This is a genomic window from Priestia abyssalis, assembly GCF_002019595.1.
GTDB classification, from domain to species: Bacteria; Bacillota; Bacilli; order Bacillales; family Bacillaceae_H; genus Bacillus_BA; species Bacillus_BA abyssalis.
This window is the reverse complement of sequence record NZ_KV917369.1, coordinates 328595-347511: the sequence shown is the minus strand read 5'-3', so window position 1 is coordinate 347511 and position 18917 is coordinate 328595. Positions and strand designations below refer to the sequence as shown.

Below are 18917 nucleotides of genomic sequence, written 5' to 3'. Positions count from 1 at the left end.
CAACTTTCTCATTTTCTACATTCAACAGAGCAAAAAATAGCCAGACAAACTACCTATGAACTAATTAACGAACTTTTTTAAAATGAAATAGCCTAGTCTAAAAAATCCTTTACTATCAATGGTACATTCATATGAAACTCCCCTATTTAACAGCTTTGAATTTTCCGAATATAAATTCATCTTAACACAATCATCCGTTATTATCACAAAGAAATAAAAGCGTCATCTTTGATTCTGTTCATATATTGGAAACCTCTAGGCATTCACCCTTTCCGTTCTTTTACATAGGATATTAGCAGAAAATAAATTAAAGGGTGTTTTATATGCCAGCATTTGTTGGAGCAGTCAATGTCAACAGTGTCGGAAGTGCAAGTGTATTTCATATTGGAGACGTGTATGCCATTTCCCCAAACTCTGCAGCAAAAACATTTGCGGGTGCTGGTTCATTTAATACAGGCAACGGAATGCGCGTATATAATCAGCAAAGCTCAACCAATGTGGCGGACCAAGATAATGCTGATCAAAACATTACAGCCAATGCTTAGGAAAGGGGAAATTCGATGAATTTCTACGTTAATCAAAGCATTTGCATTCATTCGTTAAGGATAAATGCCGTAACGAATTCATCCCTATTGCAAATCGGGAGTGTCGGCTTTGTTAAAGCAACATCTAACTTGTTCAATACAGGAGGATTTACGGGACCGGCTCCAGAAGCGCAAAAGTTTCAGACGCCGATTATACCCCTGCAAGGAGGGCAACCCGTTACCGGCCTTCTTCAATATACCGCTACCCCTCCTGCCCCTGAACAGTAATTGCCGCTCATCTATTCCGTTTTTATCTCATATGTTTAAAGTATCCACGTATGAAACGGAAGGATGATGAAATGGATTATCTTCAGCTTTGCCATTATGTCCAGCAGCTTGCTTTACAGGTCCACATGCAAAATGACAAAATAAAAAAATTAGAACAAGGAATGAACCAACTTCGACAACAGCTGAAAGAAATAGAAGAAAATCCGAAGACCAATATTGAAAAAATCGAATACAAATTTGACCAACTAAAAATTGAAACGTTAGAAGGGACACTAAATATTGGATTAAATCCGACACAGCCTGAAAACATCGATGATTTTACCGTTAGTTCCATGATTCCACAAGGAGCTGTCGATCCGCTGGCAGGGTCTTCGTCGCCCCGGACAATCCCGGCAGATATCGCCCAAGAGATTCATAGCAAAATGAATGAGGAACTGGACGAAAATGGATATACCATCATTTCGGAAATTCTCGCTGAACGCAATATGCAAATTGCCGACCCTTACTATGAATTCATTATGGAAGATATTAAAAAGCAACTGGAACAACGTGTGGCTTTTCACTTACAGCAAATGGAGCCACAGCAACTGGAAGCCCACCGAGATGAAGTTATCGCAAACGTTATTATAAAACTGCAAGAAGAAGTCAAAAAAGGAATTCATGCTTTTTTAACATATCTCCCCGACTCGTTAAAAAAAGGAGATGGATAAAGTGAATTTTACAGTTGTCAATCGTGAGCTATTAGTAGGAGATATTAACATTACGGGAGTTACTTCTTCCTCGCTTTTTTTGGTAGGTGATATGCAGAGTGCAACATTATCTTCTATTTTCGATACACCTGCCGAATCATTGATTATTGGTCCATACGTACCGTTATCCTTATCATAAGGGTGTGCCGCTTTATGGTTAAACGAATGTCTTGTGTCAATCATATTAATATTACCTCCATGGATTTAAGCTCCATTTTGCAAATTGGAGACTCTTGCCATATCATCGCTAAAGCTAAAGTACTTGCGGTTCAAAGGGAGCATCCTTTCTTTTTCGCACAGGAAGGAAGATTCGAAGACTATTTAACTTTTACCGAAGAACTTCCTGTTCAGCCGCTTGAGTTTATCAATATGCGGACCGTTCATGAGGTTCCTGCTATTAAAATCAACCATATCGATATTTTAGGGGTTTCCACTTCTTCTCTTGCACACATCGGTTCAACGGAAACATTTTCTGCAGAATCACGTGTGCTCCATATTCGTCAGCTATCCGGCGACAGGAGACCAGCCTCACCTAATAACTGAAAGAAATGAACGTTTATCTGTCAGTTTCATAGACTAAGAGTATCACCAAGAACGCATTTTCTAAAAAAGGATGTTATTATATGCCCGCAATTGTTGGTCCTGTTAATATCGGCAACGCAGGCGGTATTGTGACCTTCGGAGATGTTTTTTATATCTCGCCAAAAGAAACATCCAAATCAGCTTCCGGGTCAGGTGCAGGCAATACCGGTAACTTCATTATTACAAACAACGGGTTATCTGCAACCAACACACTTGATCCGGACATTGCTGACCAAAATAATGCCGCCAATGCGTAATGGCCTTTTTACATGAGGAAGTGTAAAAGAACACACTTCGCTTACACATGAATGAAGATGACCCGCAAAGGCTTGCTTTTGCGGGTCATCTTCTTACTTTTTCTTTCGCTCATTCGACTTTTTCATACGCGGAAGCCTGGATGGTGGCTGCTTGCGGACCCACTTTAAAAAAGAGGCGATCTGCTTATCGTGTTGAAGCGCCTCGATTGTGTTCAATCGAATAGCCAGCTCTGCATTCGTGTATAATGCATGAATTTGCTTATGGCACGGAATACATAAGTCAGCGGTCGGCTCGAACGTACCGCCCATTTCTTTCGGTGTTAAATGGTGAACGGTAAGAATGACTTCTTCTCTGCCGCATAATTCGCATGCTCCGAGCTGCTCTTTTTTTGCCATCATCCTTCTGCCTTTCTGCTGGATTTTTATCCTTATTTAACTTACAGTGTTTCCACCATCACTTTCGTTCCTCTTCCCGACGGCTCAGCCGGCTCTACAACAAGGCGCTTTGGCAGCCTTGCCCTTAACTCCTGTACATGGCTAATAACTCCTATAGATAGTTGGTTCGATTGAATTTTTTCAAGGGAAGTTACCACGGTATCCAATAGCTCTGCATCAAGTGTCCCAAACCCTTCATCAAGGAAGAAAAATTGAAGCGGATATTCTCCTCGCAGCTGGATTTGAGCCGATAATGCCAACGCGAGCGCTAAAGAGGTTAAAAATGTTTCTCCTCCTGACAGCGTCGTAACCGGACGCTTCACTCCTCCATTTGCATCATCTCTCATGATAAAGCCTCCCTGTGAATCTACTTCAATGGCATATCTCTGCCTTGTCAAAATACCGAGACGCTGGGAAGCATCGCGGCTAACGCTCATCAACTGTTCTTCGGCAATGAATTCCACAAAGCTGTTTCCTTTAAATACACTTTGCAGTTTTTGGTGTTGGGAGAGTAAATGTTCGACATGAACACGTTTCACATCAAGCTCCTTAAAGCGCTCATGACGGGCTTGAAGATCCTCAAGTGTTTTTTGAGCGGCTCCTTTTGCCTGCATCGCTTCACGGACGCCAGCTTGCAGTTCCAGTTGAAGCTTCTTCGTCTCCTCCCATTGTTCCTCGGTTAACACCAATCCTTGCAAACGCTCTTCCAAATGAGCCATCGCATGTTCGTGCTCTTTTAGTTTGTCCCAAAACTTACGGATCGTTTCTTTCAACAATATTCGCTCTTCTTTTTCGATAAAGGCGTGTCTTACCTCTTCAATCGATGAAAATGAAGTTTCGCTATGCTTTTGATTCCATGTTTGCTTCGCTTCTTCATAGTGGCTTTTCAGCTCTTGCAGAGACTGCTCCAATGCTTTTGTACGGCTTTCATGCTGCTGATATGCAAGTTGATTTTGCTGCCATGTTTCATATGCTGATGATTCTTCGGAAGAAAACATCTCCATCATACGAACCGTTTTTTCTAGCAGCACTTGGGCATCCTCTCCGCCCACGATGTTTTTTAATTGTAGTTGTTTCTCGGAACATAGCTCCTGCTTCCCGCTGAGTCGCGCCGCCAGTTCAACTTGCTGACGCTCCAGTTCATTATTCTCTGCCGTAACACGTTTAATAAGTTCTGCTTGCTCCTCTAAAAAGGGAATGCTCTTTTCAATTCGCTCTTTCAGTTCCTGCTGTTGTCGATCTTTGGATGTAATGTCCTGCTGCAAACGTTCTATATCATCCAATCGAAATGGATCAAACTGTTCGTTCCAACTCGCTGCAGACTGTTCTACATCGTGTTGTAATTGGTTCAGTTTTTCTGTTCGCTCCTGTAAATCGGCTTCATACAGCGAAACACGGGATGCGGCCTGTTCGTATTTGTTTTTGATCATTCGAAACTGTTGAATAAAAGCTTGAACATCCTCTTTTAGCTTTAGATAATCCTGTTGCAGCGATTTCGTCTCTGTTTGAATAACAAGCACAATAGCCTCAATATTTTCAGATGTCAGAGCGGCTAACGGCTCAATCGCGGATAAAATACTGATTTTACCCACCTTGCCTTCAAGCTCACCTGTTAGTTGCTGTGCTGTCTGTTCAAGCTGCACTTTTAAAGAAGTAAATCGGGATTTCTCCTCTCGCAAGACGAAAAACAGCTGTTCTGCTCTATCCAATCTCTCCTTGATTTCTTTGACTTGAGATACGCCTTGATGCTGAACAGGAGAGGGATGATCCGTCGAACCGCAAACCGGGCAGGATGAACCTTCCGTTAACTTTTCTGCCAGTTGCAAAGCCAAATGTTGCGCTTTTTCCTTTTCCGCTTGATTCTTCAATATTTGAACATCGCCTTCGACCTTAAAAACGGCCTGTTCAAATTCCTTTTCACGCTCACAAAGAATATGATACGTCCCTTGGACCCGTTCAAATAAAGTCTTCCCGTTTTCTAACAAAGCCTCATATTTTTCATGAAACTGTTCGGCTTCCCGCTCCGCTGCCTTTACTTGTTCTTGTTTTGTCTCGCGGCTCTCCATCGCTTCTTTCATCATCTCTTGAAGACGAATGAGGTTGTGCTTTTCGGCAGAAGCCTGCTGTACCTTTTCGCGATACTCTGTTGCCACTTCGGTTTGCTTCAGTTCTTCTTTCAGCTGCTTTTGCTTTTCTGTTCCTCTTTCATAGAGACGTTCCGCTTTTTCCAATTCTTCTTTTTTTTGTTGAAGAGCTTGTTCCAGCAGTTGTTGCTGCTTACGCAAATCATCAATTTCTTTCGTTAAATTTTGTACCGAAACCTGCCATTCTTTTGCTTGTTCCAACTTTTCCTTTCGAGCCGCTAATCCAGGTTCTTCCTTCAAACGAATTTCTCTTTTTTCTTGATACAGCGCCATCGATTGTTCGTAAGATTGCTTTATCTCGTCCAGTTTTTCCTTTAGCTGATGAAGATTCATTTCGGCTTGAATGTAACGGCTTTTGTATTGCTCATATGCGTCCATATACGGTTTTAGGCTTTCGGCCTGCTCCGCCCTCTCGACAACCTGCTCTTTTTCTTGAAGGGCTGGTTTTTGTTGTTCTAAAACGAGAAGTTTCTCCTGAATGGCCTCCCGCTCTTGCTGCCATCCCCATAGTTGTTTGTGCTGCTCGAATTGCCGGTTAATGTCTGAAAGCTCTTTTTCCCTTTTTTGAAGGAGCCGATCACCATTTTCCACTTCTTCTTCTGCTTCTTTTAAACGCTCGGCCGATGCATCCCCCAGCCCTGTCTGCTCTGCATTGATTTTATCAAGATCACTGTTTAGCTTCTGGACTTTCTCGCGAAGCTGTTTATTAAGGCGGTCTCCATACTGCTCTAAATTAAATAGGCGTTGAAGCATTTGCCGGCGTTCTACGCCTTTTAACGACAAAAACTCGGCAAACTTTCCTTGAGGAAGCACGACTGCGCGTGTAAAATCATCAATCGTCAATCCAAGAAGCTCCTGTACCTGTTGATTCACGTCGCTTGTCTTATCAGCTAATACAAATCGCTCTTCATGTTCCTCAATCAAACGGCTTGTTGCCGATTTCACCCGGAGCTCATCAGAACGCTTAAAACTTCGCTCTACTGTATAACGGCATTTCTGCTCTGCATTTTCAAGCTCGAATGTAAACGCCACGTGCAGCTCTTTTTCTGCATGATTTAAAATTCCTTGTGTATTATTGGCCGCTCTTTCTACTTTTCCGTATAACGCCAATGTCATCGCATCCAAAATGGAAGACTTTCCGCTTCCCGTCGGCCCAAAAATCCCAAAAACCCCGCCTTCACAAAGCGTTTCAAAATCGATGACTTGTTTTTCGCGGAAGCTGTGGAGCCCTGCAATGGTTAACGTAATAGGTTTCATGCTTCTTCCTCCTCCCCAGTTGATGATTCTTCATGAACGAGTGATAAAAATAATTGAATCAGCTCATCATCCGGCTGTGCTCCCCCCGTTTGGCGCCCGTAAAAACGTTTGAATAACTCGTCAATTGGAAGATTTCGAGCAGTATCCGGTGTTTCATGTTCTTCCTCCTCTTCAAATACCGGGCGAATGTGAACAAAGCCGCTGTGCAACTTGCGCAGCCGATGAATTTCTTCAATGGACAGTGCATCTTTTAAATGAACTTCAAGGTCGATCCACGCTTGTCTGTCCCGCCCCTCGTCAATCCAGTTATACACTTCCATCAACCCGTTTTTCGCCTTCCATCTAACAAGCGGCTTGCCGCTTGTTAAATACACTTCCGTCAATTCAATAGGAGCGTGGGGTTTCGCATCTACAATCGTCACGGATTTCGTATAGCCTGACTCCGAAAAACTGTAAGCTAAAGGTGAGCCGGAATAACGGGCGGTTGTATGGGCCCGCTTAATGTTTTGAGGTCGATGCAAATGTCCGAGCGCTACATATTGTGCAGCCTCAGGAAGACTTGTTGCCGCTACCGTATAAGCACCCCCTACCTCAATCGGACGCTCCGAGTCGGTTGAGCTTCCTCCCGCTACATAAATATGGCTCATCGCGACATGAACGGCATTCCGTGAAAATTGGCTGCTCATCGCTTGAAAAATCCCCTGAATTCGCTGGTCATATGAGTTTCGAATCGCCAGTTCATCATTTTCAGCAGATAAAAGTTCTTTTAAGCGCGATTCCGATGGATACGGCAATGCAGCTACTTCAAGCAATTCTCCCGTTGTCGGAATATGAATGGATTGAATATTCGTTGTCGGCAAGCCGAGTAAAGTAATATTTTGGTCTCTTGCCAAAGGCGTGGCTGCGGCGAGCCGATCCGGGCTGTCATGATTTCCTGAAATAACCGCCACAGGTCTGCTTCCTTTATTGGATAACCGCGATAGACTTTCATAAAAAAGCTGTTCAGCCGCTGCAGGCGGATTCACCGTATCAAAAGCATCCCCTGCCATCAATACGACATCTATTTTTTCTTTTTCGACGATTTCTGCCAGCTCGTCCAAAAACTGTGCTTGCTCCTCAAGGCGACTGCGTCCTTCAAGTGTTCGCCCCAAATGCCAATCGGCTGTATGCAAAATCCGCACGTATTCCTTCCCCCTCTTCAAATCCCTTTTGACTTGTATTTTATCATATGACACACAGCAGAAGGGCGGCCGACTTCCGGCCACCCTTTACACTACACATTTCTCTTATAATGTGAGACTCCCTATAAGTCTCTGATAAACTGCAAGAATTGCTTTTTAATCTGTTATACTTCAATCACTTGGCTGCCATCAAAAAAGTACAAATAACGAGCTGCCACCGGGCGATTCAACGTATGCTCGACCGCTTTGGCATATAGGCTTACTTGCATTTCATAACGATTCAGCAAGAACGGCTTAGCCCGCTCAAAATCTCCTTCAAACCGTTCGGAAATGTTGTCTGTTTTAAAGTCAATTAATACAATGCCCTCATCGTCTTCAAATAAACAGTCAATGACACCCTGCACTAGAACCGCTTCTTCCTGGGGAGCACTCCACGTCGCATAGGCCTCGGAAGCCGGAACGTATAAACTGAACGGCATTTCACGATAGACATGTTTGGCATATTGCAGCCTTTTTCCAAGATCTGTCTTAAAAAACGCCGAGATACTTTCAAAATCGATTTCATCCGCTTGCTCTGTTGTAAGAAGTTCCCTCGTCACCATCGAAGCCACCAGCTCCCTTACATCATCAGCTGTTACCTCTTGGTGCAATGAGACATGCTGCATAACAAGGTGCATCGCCGTTCCTCTCTCCGCTGCCGTTAAAGACTTTTCCTGCATGAATCTCGGACGGTCGACAAGCGGGGCTCTCACCTTTCGGATGAACGCATCATCACTGCTGTCCTCCGTTAATTGATGCTGATGCTTCATTTCAGATACAGATTGTTTGGACCGGTGAACGGCTGCCGCTTGGAAGCCGTATTTCCATTCAAGCCTTCTTTTAATTTCGTCTTTTTTCTCGCTCTCGATCGGAACGGCCCTTCCTTGCTTCAATGCTTCCAGCAGCTCTTCATGGTGATGCTGCTCCTGGTGGGATTCATCGACAAGATTGGAGGCTTGAATGACCTCCAGTTTCCATGATGACGGATGTTCATGGACTTCAGGCAATACAGTGGCCTCTGCCGCTTCTCCTAATAACTGTTCCCCGCTCTTGTGGCGAATGACAGAAGCCCCAACCCAATCCAAATAGCATTTTGCCTGTGCTCTTACATGGATTGGCAACACCCAATCGGGATGGGCTAAGACACTCTTCCACTTTGTTAAGGTATTAGCAAAATGATTGACGGTGCCGACCAATATGAGCTTTTCTTTTGCACGGGTCAACGCCACATATAAAACCCGCATTTCCTCTGCCATGGTTTCTTTTTTCATTTTTCGTTTAATCGTCTGCTGAAGCAGCGTCGGGTAACTGATTCTCAGTTTAGGGTTCACAAGCTTGGACCCAAATCCCAATTCTTTGTCAAATAAATACGATTGATGTAAATCCATCATATTAAACTGCCTGGAAAGTCCCGCCACGAAGACGATTGGGAACTCCAGACCTTTACTGCTGTGAATGGTCATCAGCCGTACGACATCTTCCTGCTCTCCTAGAGCTCTGGCCGTGCCCAGGTCATCCCCGCGATCCCGCATTCTTTCAATAAAACGCAAGAAGCGGAACAGCCCTCTAAATGAGGTCGATTCATATTGGCGTGCGCGATCATACAACGCCCTCAAATTGGCTTGTCTTTGCTTTCCACCCGGCAAGCCGCCGGCAAATTCAAAGAAGCCAGTATCACGGTACAGCTGCCAAATAAGAGAAGACAGCGCTCCTTGACGAGCCTGTGTACGCCATACTTGCAATGATTCATATAAACGGGACACTTTCTGATAAATAACATTACTCTCGTCAGATGTTGCCATAAAAGCCTTAAGCGCTTCATAGTAAGTTCCTTTTTTATCCGCTAATCGGATAACCGCCAATTCTTCATCACTCATGCCGACGATTGGAGAACGAAGCACGGCCGCAAGCGGAATGTCTTGGTACGGATTATCCACGACTTGCAATAGGGACATCATGATTGTAACTTCCGTCGCATCAAAATAACCTTTTGCCAAGTCCGCATAAAGCGGGATTCCATGCTGCTTAAATTCTTCCATGATTTGGGGAGCCCACGGCATGGAGCGAAGCAAAATGACAAAATCCCGATACGTGACATTGCGCATTCGGTCTAATGCACGATCATACACTTGGAAGCGATTTTGAACCATTTCCCTTATTTTTCGCGCCATTACTCTTGCCTCAAGTTGAGCTGTCTCCAGTTCTGCATCCGAAAATGCCCCGCTTCCCTGTTCGGACTCTTCGTCCAGCTCAGCAGAAACCTCCGCCCCTTCTTTCGTGACAAGGAGCAATTCTGTTTCCATTCCCTCTACTTTCGGATAACTGGCACCAAGTTTTAAAGAAGCATCATCGTCATATTCGATTTCTCCCACAGCCTCATCCATGATTTGCTGAAACACAAAGTTCGTTGCATCCAGCACCTGTGAACGGCTGCGAAAGTTTTTATTTAAATCAATTCGTAAGCCTGAATGTTCTCCGTCTTGAGTAAATCGCTTGTATTTGCTTAAAAATAAGAAGGGTTCAGCCAAGCGGAAGCGGTAAATCGACTGTTTCACGTCGCCGACCATGAACAGATTTCCTGTTTCTTCTTCATCTTTTGTAATAAGCTGAATAATCGATTCTTGAACCATATTCGTATCTTGATACTCATCCAACAATACTTCCGTAAACTGTACTCGATATTGCTTCGCAACTTCCGAAGGAACGAGGGCTTGTCCCCCCTGTTCGTCGTCTCGTAACACTTGCAGGCAGTAATGCTCCAAATCGGAAAAATCGACAAGCCCTTTCTCTTTTTTTACTGCTTCATACCTTTTTCCGTATTCCAAAACGATAAACACCAGTGTTTCAATGATGGGCTTCATCGTTTTCAAGTCTTCTAAATAAGCATGAAGCGGACGGTTGAACAATTCACTTTGCATCTTTTCCAGTGATGTTTTGGCGCTTTTCCTTAAATCAGACACTTTATCGAGGAGTTCGGGGTGAAACTCATCGCCTTTACATGACTTCAGTCTGGAAAAAGAAAGGGACTGAAATTGTTCATGCAGTAAAGAAAAGGATGTCTCGGACGCATGGACCAATCCTTGAACTTGGCGGAAATCATCTTCTATATTAACTGCCCTTGGCGCAGGTCCCCCTGGAACTTTAGTCAGTTCCAACGCTTCTTGCAGCAATGCTTCAATACCTTGAAGCTGCATACGCACATCATCCAGCAAAAAACGGACAAACGGCAATGAATCCACCGTCATCTCATCCGTCACCTCATATTGGCGAATCAATTGCTCCAACCAAAGGTCCGGATTCGGGTTGGAACGCGCAAAATCATATAGTTTCCGCACAATCACTTGGATATCATTATCACTGCGGTCGCTCGTGTAACGATCGATCACCTCAAAAAAACGCTCATTGTTCTTGATGCTATATTGCTCTTCAAATAACTCATCCAGCACTTCTTCCCGAATTAATTCGGCTTCTGTATCATCCGCAATGCGAAACCCCGGATCTAAATCGATCATATAATAAAATTTTCGAATGACTTCCAAACAGAAAGAATGCAGCGTTGAAATGGAAGCACGGTTTAACAAACTTAACTGTCGCCGCAAATGAAGAGAGGAGGAATTTTTCTTCAATTCCTTTTCAATGGCCTCCCCGATTCGATTACGCATTTCCGCAGCAGACGCATTCGTAAATGTCACAACAAGCAAACGATCTACATCGATTGGATTTTCATTCGATACGAGCTTTTTAATAATCCGTTCTACAAGAACGGCCGTTTTGCCTGATCCTGCCGCTGCTGCGACAAGAATATCCTGTCCAGAGGCGGCAATGGCTTTCCATTGATCATCGGTCCACTGGCTTCCCTCTGGTTTTGGTATCCATTTACTCATGGCCATCTCCCTCCTGTCTTATTTTTTCTAAAATAATCTCTGGTTTTTCTACCTTCAAATGACGATAATCATGTTTCTCCATCGATTGGTCAAACTGGCAAACGGAACGGAACGAACAAAATTCACAAGGAGTCTTTTCCTTTAACTTATAAGGGGAAATGTCAATGACTCCATCCGTAATCTTCGTACCAATATCCGTAAACTGTTTCCTAATATGCTTCCTTAAATCAGCGAACTGCTGCTCACCCGCTATGGATGAATTTGAATAAAAGCCTCCGCCTCTTTTCAAACCGGCGGAAACAATGCGGGAATGTCCCGTCTCGAGCGTCTGATCCATAAGGCGAACCGCTTCCTCATCGCCAAGAAGCAAGCCTTTCATTTTAAAACGTTTAAAAATTTCCTCTTCAATCTCATCCAACGTCAATGCTTTTGAGCTGTTGATCATCGGATTGTGAACATGGAAATACAGCACGCCTGCAGGCAATGCATGTTGTCCGGTACCGACCAACTTCTCGGCATACGTGATGACGACATCTAAATATGCAAGCATTTGAAGGGCTAATCCATAATATACTTCCACCAGGTTCAAGGCTTTGTCACTCGATTTATAATCGACAATCCGAAGTAAAAGACCGTTGGAACCTTCCGCTTTATCCACACGGTCGATTCGGCCAATCAACTCCATTGTGCTTCCATTCGGAAGCGTAAACTGCATCGCAGGCAGCTGCTGCTCCGGTCCAAATGCGAGCTCCAAGCCGATTGGAACAAAGCCACTCGCCTTTGCATGATCGCTCAGCACAAGGGACGCACGCTCAATGATTTGCTGGAGCTTATGCTTCAGGTAATGATGGCGGTTTGAACTTAGCAAAATTTCATTTTGCAATTTCGGAGCCAGTTCATCCACTACATGATGGGATAGCTGCTCACACTCCCTTTTCGTCAGATGACGCCAATCCTTTTGATTTTCCCGCAGCTGTTCTGCCATCATTTTTAACGCCGCATGGAATAGTTCTCCGATATCAGGAGCTTCTAAGCGAAAGACCTTTCTCTCTTTTAAACGCAAGCCATGTGAAGCAAAATGAGCATATGGACACGCCTGGAATTTCTCCATTCTCGATACACTTGCTTGAATATGTTTTCCATATAAATGTGTACTCGTTTCCTTCGATAACCCTTTGACTTCATTCCGGTAAAACAAGCTGTTTAATACCTTTTGGCTGTAAGCATTCCAATCTTCATCCCCCACATAAAAGTTATAGGCATCCCACCATACATCATCAATCGGATAGTGCCTTTTCCAGGCTTGCAGCTGGCCTGATAAATACGTTAACGTCATAAGCGGATTGGATACATATTGAATCTGTTCCTCTACGACTAATTCAGCCGGCTCCTGCATGAGAAACTTTTCCTTAAGAAGGGGAAACATATCTTTTAAACGGCCGATCATAACAGATGGAAGCAGTGTTTTTCCTTCCTCATTAGCGAGAGGATACGTGATATAAAGTCTTTCAGATGGGCTGACGAAGGCCGAATAAATGTAAAAGGGCTCGTCAAATAATTGCCGCTTGCTGCTCGGAGCGACTTTAAATCCCGATTGCCACAAATATTCACGCTCTTGATCAGATAAAATCCCGTCTTCTTGCGGTTTTGCCGGAATGACTCCTTCGTTAACCCCCAATATGAACGTGGCTTTAATATTGGAGAAACGAGAGCGTTCAAAGCTTGCAACCAATACTTGATCGATAGCGGGAGGAACCAAAGCAAATTGCATGGCATCTAAACCTGTTTCGATTACACTAGTAAATAGAGCGGTCGATACCTTTTCTTCTCCCATCATCTCAACAAACTGGTCCAATAGACCAATTATGGCTTGCCAAGCCTGGGCATGTTCTCTTGATGTGTCCAAATCTCCCTGCTGTTCTGCTTCATCACGCCATCTTTCCAGCTTCTCTGGAATATTCAGCTTTGTTAAATAAGCATAAAGAGCCTCACACATCGCTTGACCAGACTTCGCCTTTTTCAATGAATCTTGCAATTGTTTTAACGGCGTTACGATTAGTTGGCGCAACTCATTGATCTTCTCTTCAAATTCCCGCTCTTCATCTGTTTGGGGAATGTCCATGTCCTCTAGGGAGCGATAACGGCGATATGTCCAGCGCTCGTCCATTGTCCATTTCGTTCCTTGAATTCCATATCTCAATACATAGTTTTCAAAACGATCCATCTCTTCCCTTAACAAGGGAACATTCGCATCGAGCGGAAACAGCAAGTCCGTTTTGACGGAGCGGAAAATAGTCTCGTAGCGCCATACGCCGTTTGCCGCTTCCAAACTAGCCCGGATGAATTCAATGAGAGGATGATGGACCATCGCGCGTTTTCGATCTTGGAAATAGGGAATCTCATAATCTTGAAAGATGGTTTGAATCAAATCATCATAATCTTGTCCATTACGAACAACGAGTGCAATGTCCCGATATCGAAAGTCCTTCTCACGCACAAGCTCCCTAATCTCTCTTGCCACCCCTTCTACTTCAGCACGACGATTGACAGCAGGCAGCAATTGAATATCGTCGACTGGTTCATTAAATGGTACGGTTGGCCTGTCATCAAAATATTTTTCGAGATGAGCAAGCCCAGGGGCTGCTTCAAATCGCTTCGTTTTATTTAAAATGATCGCCTCTTTGATTTCCACCTGGTGCTCCCGTGCCATTTGATGAAGGACATGATACGTTTGGGCTGTAATATGAAATAAATCCATTTCATGAGGCAATTCATATTCATAATCCCGATCAGCCGTTAATGCAATCGTTACTGACGGACACGTTTTCATCAACACCGCAATTACTTCTAATTCTTGCGGGGTGAAACTGTAGAACCCATCAATATAGATAGAGGCATTCTTTAAATAAGAAGAATACGGCATCTTCTCTGCCAGCAACCGCAAATAATCTTCCGAATCGACATATTTATGCAAAAGCTGCTTTTCCAGTTCTGCATAAATGATTTGAAGATCATGAAACTTGTCTCCCAGCACTTTCTGGGAATCGGCTAGAAGTTCTCCCTCTTTATGTGCCAGAGCTTCTGCTTCTAAACAGTATCGTTTGAATTCGGTTAACATACGCTCTAAATGATCGATAAATCCCGGCTTCTCGGAAGCAGTCGCAAAAATTTTCAACTCTTGCTTATGCTTTTCAATACTTTTCCTAAGAAGCATGTTAATGCCGGTATTATCTATGTGATAACGGCTCATGCCTCCGACCTCCTGCAGAACACGCCAGGCTAACCGGGTTAAACTGAATACTTGAGCACGCATCATTCCTTTCAAACCTGGTGTTTGAATGAGCGAATACTCCGATTGAAAGGTCATTTGCTCCGGTACGATATAAATAACGGGCGGTCCAAGCGGTTCCTGCCGCAATGTTTCAACGATTTCATTTAAACAATAATTCGTTTTGCCGCTGCCGGAACGGCCAAGTAAAAACTGAATTGCCATGAACATCCCCCTTTTATCTTTATTATCTATTATATTTATCCCACATTAACGGGCAGTAAGACTCCGCTGCTGGAAGTTTCCTTTGCGGTATAAACCGATAAAGGATGGCTAAAAGACATAAAAATCTGCGCCTTTCCAGCCATCCTTCCAAAAGAATCTGTTATGATGAAATCCTATTCATATACAGCCTTTTCCATAAATAACCATTTACTATCTCGGTTCTATATTGCATTGCTTCTATTTTACTAAAGTTGGTTCCTAAATTCTATTCACCAGTCACTGTCAAAAAACATAAAATGATTAATTTCAACACATAATCATTTTAGCACATATGTTCGTTATCCCCAAACGAAACACTTTCCATCTATATATCACCTTTCGCTTCTACATAACGTAATATGGGTAATCCGTCTATATTATTAAAAAAGTGAGTTTTATTCTCGTCACAGCAGCCATTTTAGTGGACTGCAACATCTATATATTAATTCCATTATACTCCCCCATTTCAACAGACTTTCATGTTCCCATGAATGACATCATTTGAGGAAGCAGTTTTTTCACCTTTTTTTATGCATTATTGAGTTTTGGTCCAATTTCAGAGCGTATCGGGCCGCTGCTTGTCGCCTCTCTTTCAATCAGCAGCACCATGCTGTTATTGACTTCTTTTTTCTCGATTAGCTTTCTTTTGATCTTCACTATCAAAAGATGAAAAATGAAGGAGCCTTGTCACTGACAGAAGGCTCCTTCCCTATATTCCAGATTCATCTATTAAATTGCTATTCTAAAACATGGAACTTTAGTCTCGTATAAAATGAATGATTCTGTAAGCGCATTCTCAGTGTCCATCTTATAAAGCTTCAATAAATAACGCAGCTCCCATTCCTCCGCCTACACATAATGAAGCGATTCCCTTTTGCAGTTGCCTGCGCTTTAATTCATGAATCAAGCTCACAGTAATTCTAGCGCCTGTACACCCAATCGGATGACCAAGACTAATCCCGCTTCCATTGACATTGACTTTCTCGCGATTCAGCCCCAACTCCTTCTCTACTGCTAAGTATTGGGCAGCGAAAGCCTCATTTACTTCGATTAAATCCGCCTCTTCAAGCGACCATGATACTTGCTCCAGCCCCTTTCGAATTGCAGGAATAGGACCTCTGCCCATGACGGTTGGATGAACACCTGCTACCGAGCAGCCAACAATTCGAGCAAGCGGCTTGACACCCTTTCTCTTTGCCATTTCTTCTGTCATCAGCACAAGTGCGGCCGAGCCGTCGTTTAAGCTTGATGCATTACCAGCTGTGACAGTACCGCCTTTTCTAAATGCAGAGCGCAATCCAGCTAATTTTTCGATGGTTAAATCAGGTCTCGGACTCTCATCTTTCGTTATAACTGTTTCGCCTTTTCTCGTTTTAATCGTTATCGGTACAATTTCTCGTTCGAAATACCCTTCTTGTATGGCTCTTACAGCACGCTGATGACTTAATAACGCTATTTCATCCTGTTCCTCTCTTAAAATTTGATGTAAATCTGCTAAATTCTCTGCTGTTTCACCCATCATAATATGATGGATGGGGTCCTCTAAAATCTCCCATACTGTATCGGTTACTTGACCATGTTGAAGCCTTCCTCCCCAACGATGCTGCTTCAATACATAAGGACTTGAACTCATGGCTTCTACTCCGCCGGCGACGACTATTTCACACATGCCGGCTTGAACCTGCAGAAATCCAGAAATAATCGCTTGTATGCCCGATGCACATTGACGCTGTACGGTATAGCCGGTTGTCGTATCGGCGAAGCCGGCCAACAAGGCGGCTGTACGGCCAATATTAGGCTCGTCCGTGCGCTGAATGCAATGGCCTAGAATGACTTCATCCACTTCATTTTCCCTCACACCGCTCCGCTTTATCGCCTCTTTTAATACAGGAACAATCAAATCAGAAGGCAGTAAGTCTTTGAATGCCCCTCCAAATGTTCCAATTGGTGAGCGCACTGCCGATGTAATCACAATGCTATTCATAGCCGTCCTCCCGTCTTTTGTTACTATATACATTCCGCTCAATAACTCGACACATCTTCCTCCCATCAAATGGTACTACAATCGGTCGTCTAGACGACTTAAATCGTCCCTCAAAGATTAGAAAATTCGACATGACCGCCTTTTAGTCATGTCGAATTTTCTAATCTATTTATATAGTAAAGGATAAAATTGGACGCAAATGATTTGCGTCCAATTCGTTACTTACATCATAATCCCACCATCAACATGAAGCACCGTTCCATTAACATAATTTGATTCATCAGAGGCTAAGAAAAGATAAGCATATCCAATTTCAGAAGGCTGACCTAAACGTTGCATTGGAATCATGCCTCTAATTTGATTAATAACCTTTTCTGGCACCTGCGCTACCATGTTAGTTTCAATGAATCCAGGGGCAACGGCATTCACATTAATTCCTTTTCTCGCCAATTCCTTGGCCCATGTCTTCGTCATTCCTACTACCGCCGCTTTAGCCGCAGCATAATTCGTTTGGCCAAGATTTCCATATACGCCTGATACGGATGAAGTGCTGATGATTTTTCCTTTTCCTTGTGCGATCATATGCGGCACAACTGCTTGTGTACAATGAAACACTCCGGTTAGATTTACATCAATGACTTTTTGGAAATCTTCTACGGAAAGCTTTGTTAAAAACCCGTCCCTTGTAATACCCGCGTTGTTTATCAAAATATCAATCTTTCCAAATCGTTCAATCACTCCGTTAACCATCGCGTCTACACTATTTCGATCAGCCACATTGACTTTAAAAAACTCTGCATCTCCACCCGCATCTCTTAATTCTTCTACCCTTTGGGTTCCTGTTTTCTCATCAAAATCGACAAGCGCCACTTTCGCGCCTTCTTTAATAAAAATACGAGCAGCCTCCAACCCTAATCCATTTGCAGCACCAGTAATAATAGCTACCTTGTTTTCAAGTCTCATCTCATTACCTCCTGATGTTTTAAAAATTCAGAAACATGATCGAGCAATAAATCCAAGCTATCTACTAAAGGCGAGTGTCCACAATTTTTCAACTCCACATATGTTGCGATTTCTCCCAAGTCTTGCAAAATTTCTTTTGTCATTTTATCTGTCACAACCAAATCTAAATTGCCGCGAAGCACTAATACAGGGATGCGAATGTTTGAAACCTCTCCTGTTGCTTTTGCCGCTTCATTATCAACATGACTTATGTTAAAGACGTTTAACGAATGGTACACGTCAGCCAGGTTCTGTTGAGTCAGCATATCATCAATATATTCCTCGTACAGTTCTTGTGAAGGCTGATTTTTCCGGTAGATAAGCATATTCCACATTTGTTTTAAAAATGTGCGGTTTTTTTTATCGTAAGCGGTTTGCACAGGCAAGGTTTTTCCGGCGTCTTTTGAGACCTCTTCCTTTGTCTTTAAACGATTTGTTACATCTGGCTGTCCTAAAGCATTCGTCCCATAGAAAGGATAGCCTCTCGTAGAAGCGGAAGCCAGCAACACCAGCTTTTTACAGTATCCCGGATAGTCGGCAGCAAACTGCATACAAACGGCTCCCCCCATAGACCACCCTATTAAACTAAAATTCTGCAAACCCAGTTCATCTACAAAAAGCTTGAGATCTTCCGAAAAATCACGGATACTGTCAACAGGCTCATGGTAAGTGGAGGCACCGAAGCCTCTCATATCTACAGCATAAAGTTTAAATGTTTCATCCATTCTGTCTAACAATAAATCCCAATGTTTAGATGAAGTCATATTTCCATGAACAAGAATGACAACATGCTTTCCGCCCGCTCTTTCACGATATCCCATCGTTTCACCATTCTGTAGTTCAACCGTTTTCAATGCAATCACGTTCATCCCCCCTTGCAATGTAGGACCCATAAAAAAATGAACCTTTCTTCATTTTTAGTCCATTCCTCGTAAAATCATGTATATGTTTTACCTTATTCGATTCACCTAACTTTTATGGCACTTTTGCTGATTCAGCCACACAGCTTAGGGAGGCGGTACGTATATCTTTCCATGAGCGAATGAAATAGACAATGTC

At 43.3% G+C, this 18917-nt stretch carries 14 protein-coding genes; 6 read left to right on the top strand and 8 right to left on the bottom strand.

Annotation, left to right across the window (positions count from 1 at the left end; genetic code table 11):
• Positions 1–323 precede the first annotated feature (323 nt).
• The 6 genes from BK575_RS01700 to BK575_RS01675 all read left to right on the top strand — a co-directional run bounded on the left by BK575_RS01700 (position 324) and on the right by BK575_RS01675 (position 2400).
• Positions 324–545 (top strand): spore germination protein, encoded by a 222-nt coding sequence (locus tag BK575_RS01700; protein WP_078408630.1) that lies wholly within the window; start codon positions 324–326, stop codon positions 543–545.
• A gap of 15 nt (positions 546–560) precedes the next feature.
• Positions 561–812 (top strand): spore germination protein GerPB, encoded by a 252-nt coding sequence (locus BK575_RS01695; RefSeq protein ID WP_078408629.1) that lies wholly within the window; start codon positions 561–563, stop codon positions 810–812.
• A gap of 71 nt (positions 813–883) precedes the next feature.
• A complete protein-coding gene (gene gerPC / locus BK575_RS01690; protein WP_169907483.1) occupies positions 884–1522 on the top strand; it encodes a spore germination protein GerPC in 639 nt (212 codons plus the stop codon).
• 1 nt (position 1523) lies between these two features.
• Positions 1524–1700 carry a spore gernimation protein GerPD gene (locus BK575_RS01685; protein ID WP_078408627.1) on the top strand — a complete coding sequence of 59 codons (177 nt, stop codon included), beginning with the start codon at positions 1524–1526 and terminating at the stop codon, positions 1698–1700.
• A gap of 14 nt (positions 1701–1714) precedes the next feature.
• Entirely contained in the window at positions 1715–2104 is a 390-nt protein-coding gene (locus BK575_RS01680; protein WP_078408626.1) for a spore germination protein GerPE, read from the top strand.
• An 80-nt stretch (positions 2105–2184) separates the two neighbouring features.
• A complete protein-coding gene (locus tag BK575_RS01675) occupies positions 2185–2400 on the top strand; it encodes a spore germination protein (RefSeq protein ID WP_078408625.1) in 216 nt (71 codons plus the stop codon).
• 93 nt (positions 2401–2493) lie between these two features.
• On the opposite strand, the gene BK575_RS01670 is transcribed toward BK575_RS01675, so the two are convergent.
• The 8 genes from BK575_RS01670 to phaZ all read right to left on the bottom strand — a co-directional run bounded on the left by BK575_RS01670 (position 2494) and on the right by phaZ (position 18727).
• Positions 2494–2796 carry an HNH endonuclease gene (locus BK575_RS01670; RefSeq protein WP_139368115.1) on the bottom strand — a complete coding sequence of 101 codons (303 nt, stop codon included), beginning with the start codon at positions 2794–2796 and terminating at the stop codon, positions 2494–2496.
• Positions 2797–2837: 41 nt separating this feature from the next.
• Complete coding sequence (locus BK575_RS01665; protein ID WP_078408623.1) at positions 2838–6236, bottom strand: AAA family ATPase; 3399 nt, start codon at positions 6234–6236, stop codon at positions 2838–2840.
• On the bottom strand, positions 6233–7417 hold the full coding sequence (locus tag BK575_RS01660; RefSeq protein ID WP_078408622.1) for an exonuclease SbcCD subunit D: 1185 nt from the start codon (positions 7415–7417) through the stop codon (positions 6233–6235). The genes BK575_RS01665 and BK575_RS01660 overlap by 4 nt, the downstream gene beginning before the upstream one ends.
• Positions 7418–7581: 164 nt before the next feature.
• Entirely contained in the window at positions 7582–11340 is a 3759-nt protein-coding gene (gene addA / locus BK575_RS01655; RefSeq protein WP_078408621.1) for a helicase-exonuclease AddAB subunit AddA, read from the bottom strand.
• Positions 11333–14833 carry a helicase-exonuclease AddAB subunit AddB gene (gene addB, locus BK575_RS01650; protein ID WP_078408620.1) on the bottom strand — a complete coding sequence of 1167 codons (3501 nt, stop codon included), beginning with the start codon at positions 14831–14833 and terminating at the stop codon, positions 11333–11335. The genes addA and addB overlap by 8 nt, the downstream gene beginning before the upstream one ends.
• An 847-nt stretch (positions 14834–15680) precedes the next feature.
• Entirely contained in the window at positions 15681–16856 is a 1176-nt protein-coding gene (locus BK575_RS01645) for a thiolase family protein (protein WP_078408619.1), read from the bottom strand.
• 222 nt (positions 16857–17078) lie between these two features.
• The gene (gene fabG / locus BK575_RS01640) at positions 17079–17819 is read right to left on the bottom strand and encodes a 3-oxoacyl-ACP reductase FabG (RefSeq protein WP_078408618.1); all 741 of its coding nucleotides are present in this window, start codon (positions 17817–17819) and stop codon (positions 17079–17081) included.
• Positions 17816–18727: an intracellular short-chain-length polyhydroxyalkanoate depolymerase gene (phaZ, locus tag BK575_RS01635; RefSeq protein WP_078408617.1), complete on the bottom strand. Its 912-nt coding sequence runs from the start codon at positions 18725–18727 to the stop codon at positions 17816–17818. The genes fabG and phaZ overlap by 4 nt, the downstream gene beginning before the upstream one ends.
• Positions 18728–18917 lie beyond the last annotated feature (190 nt).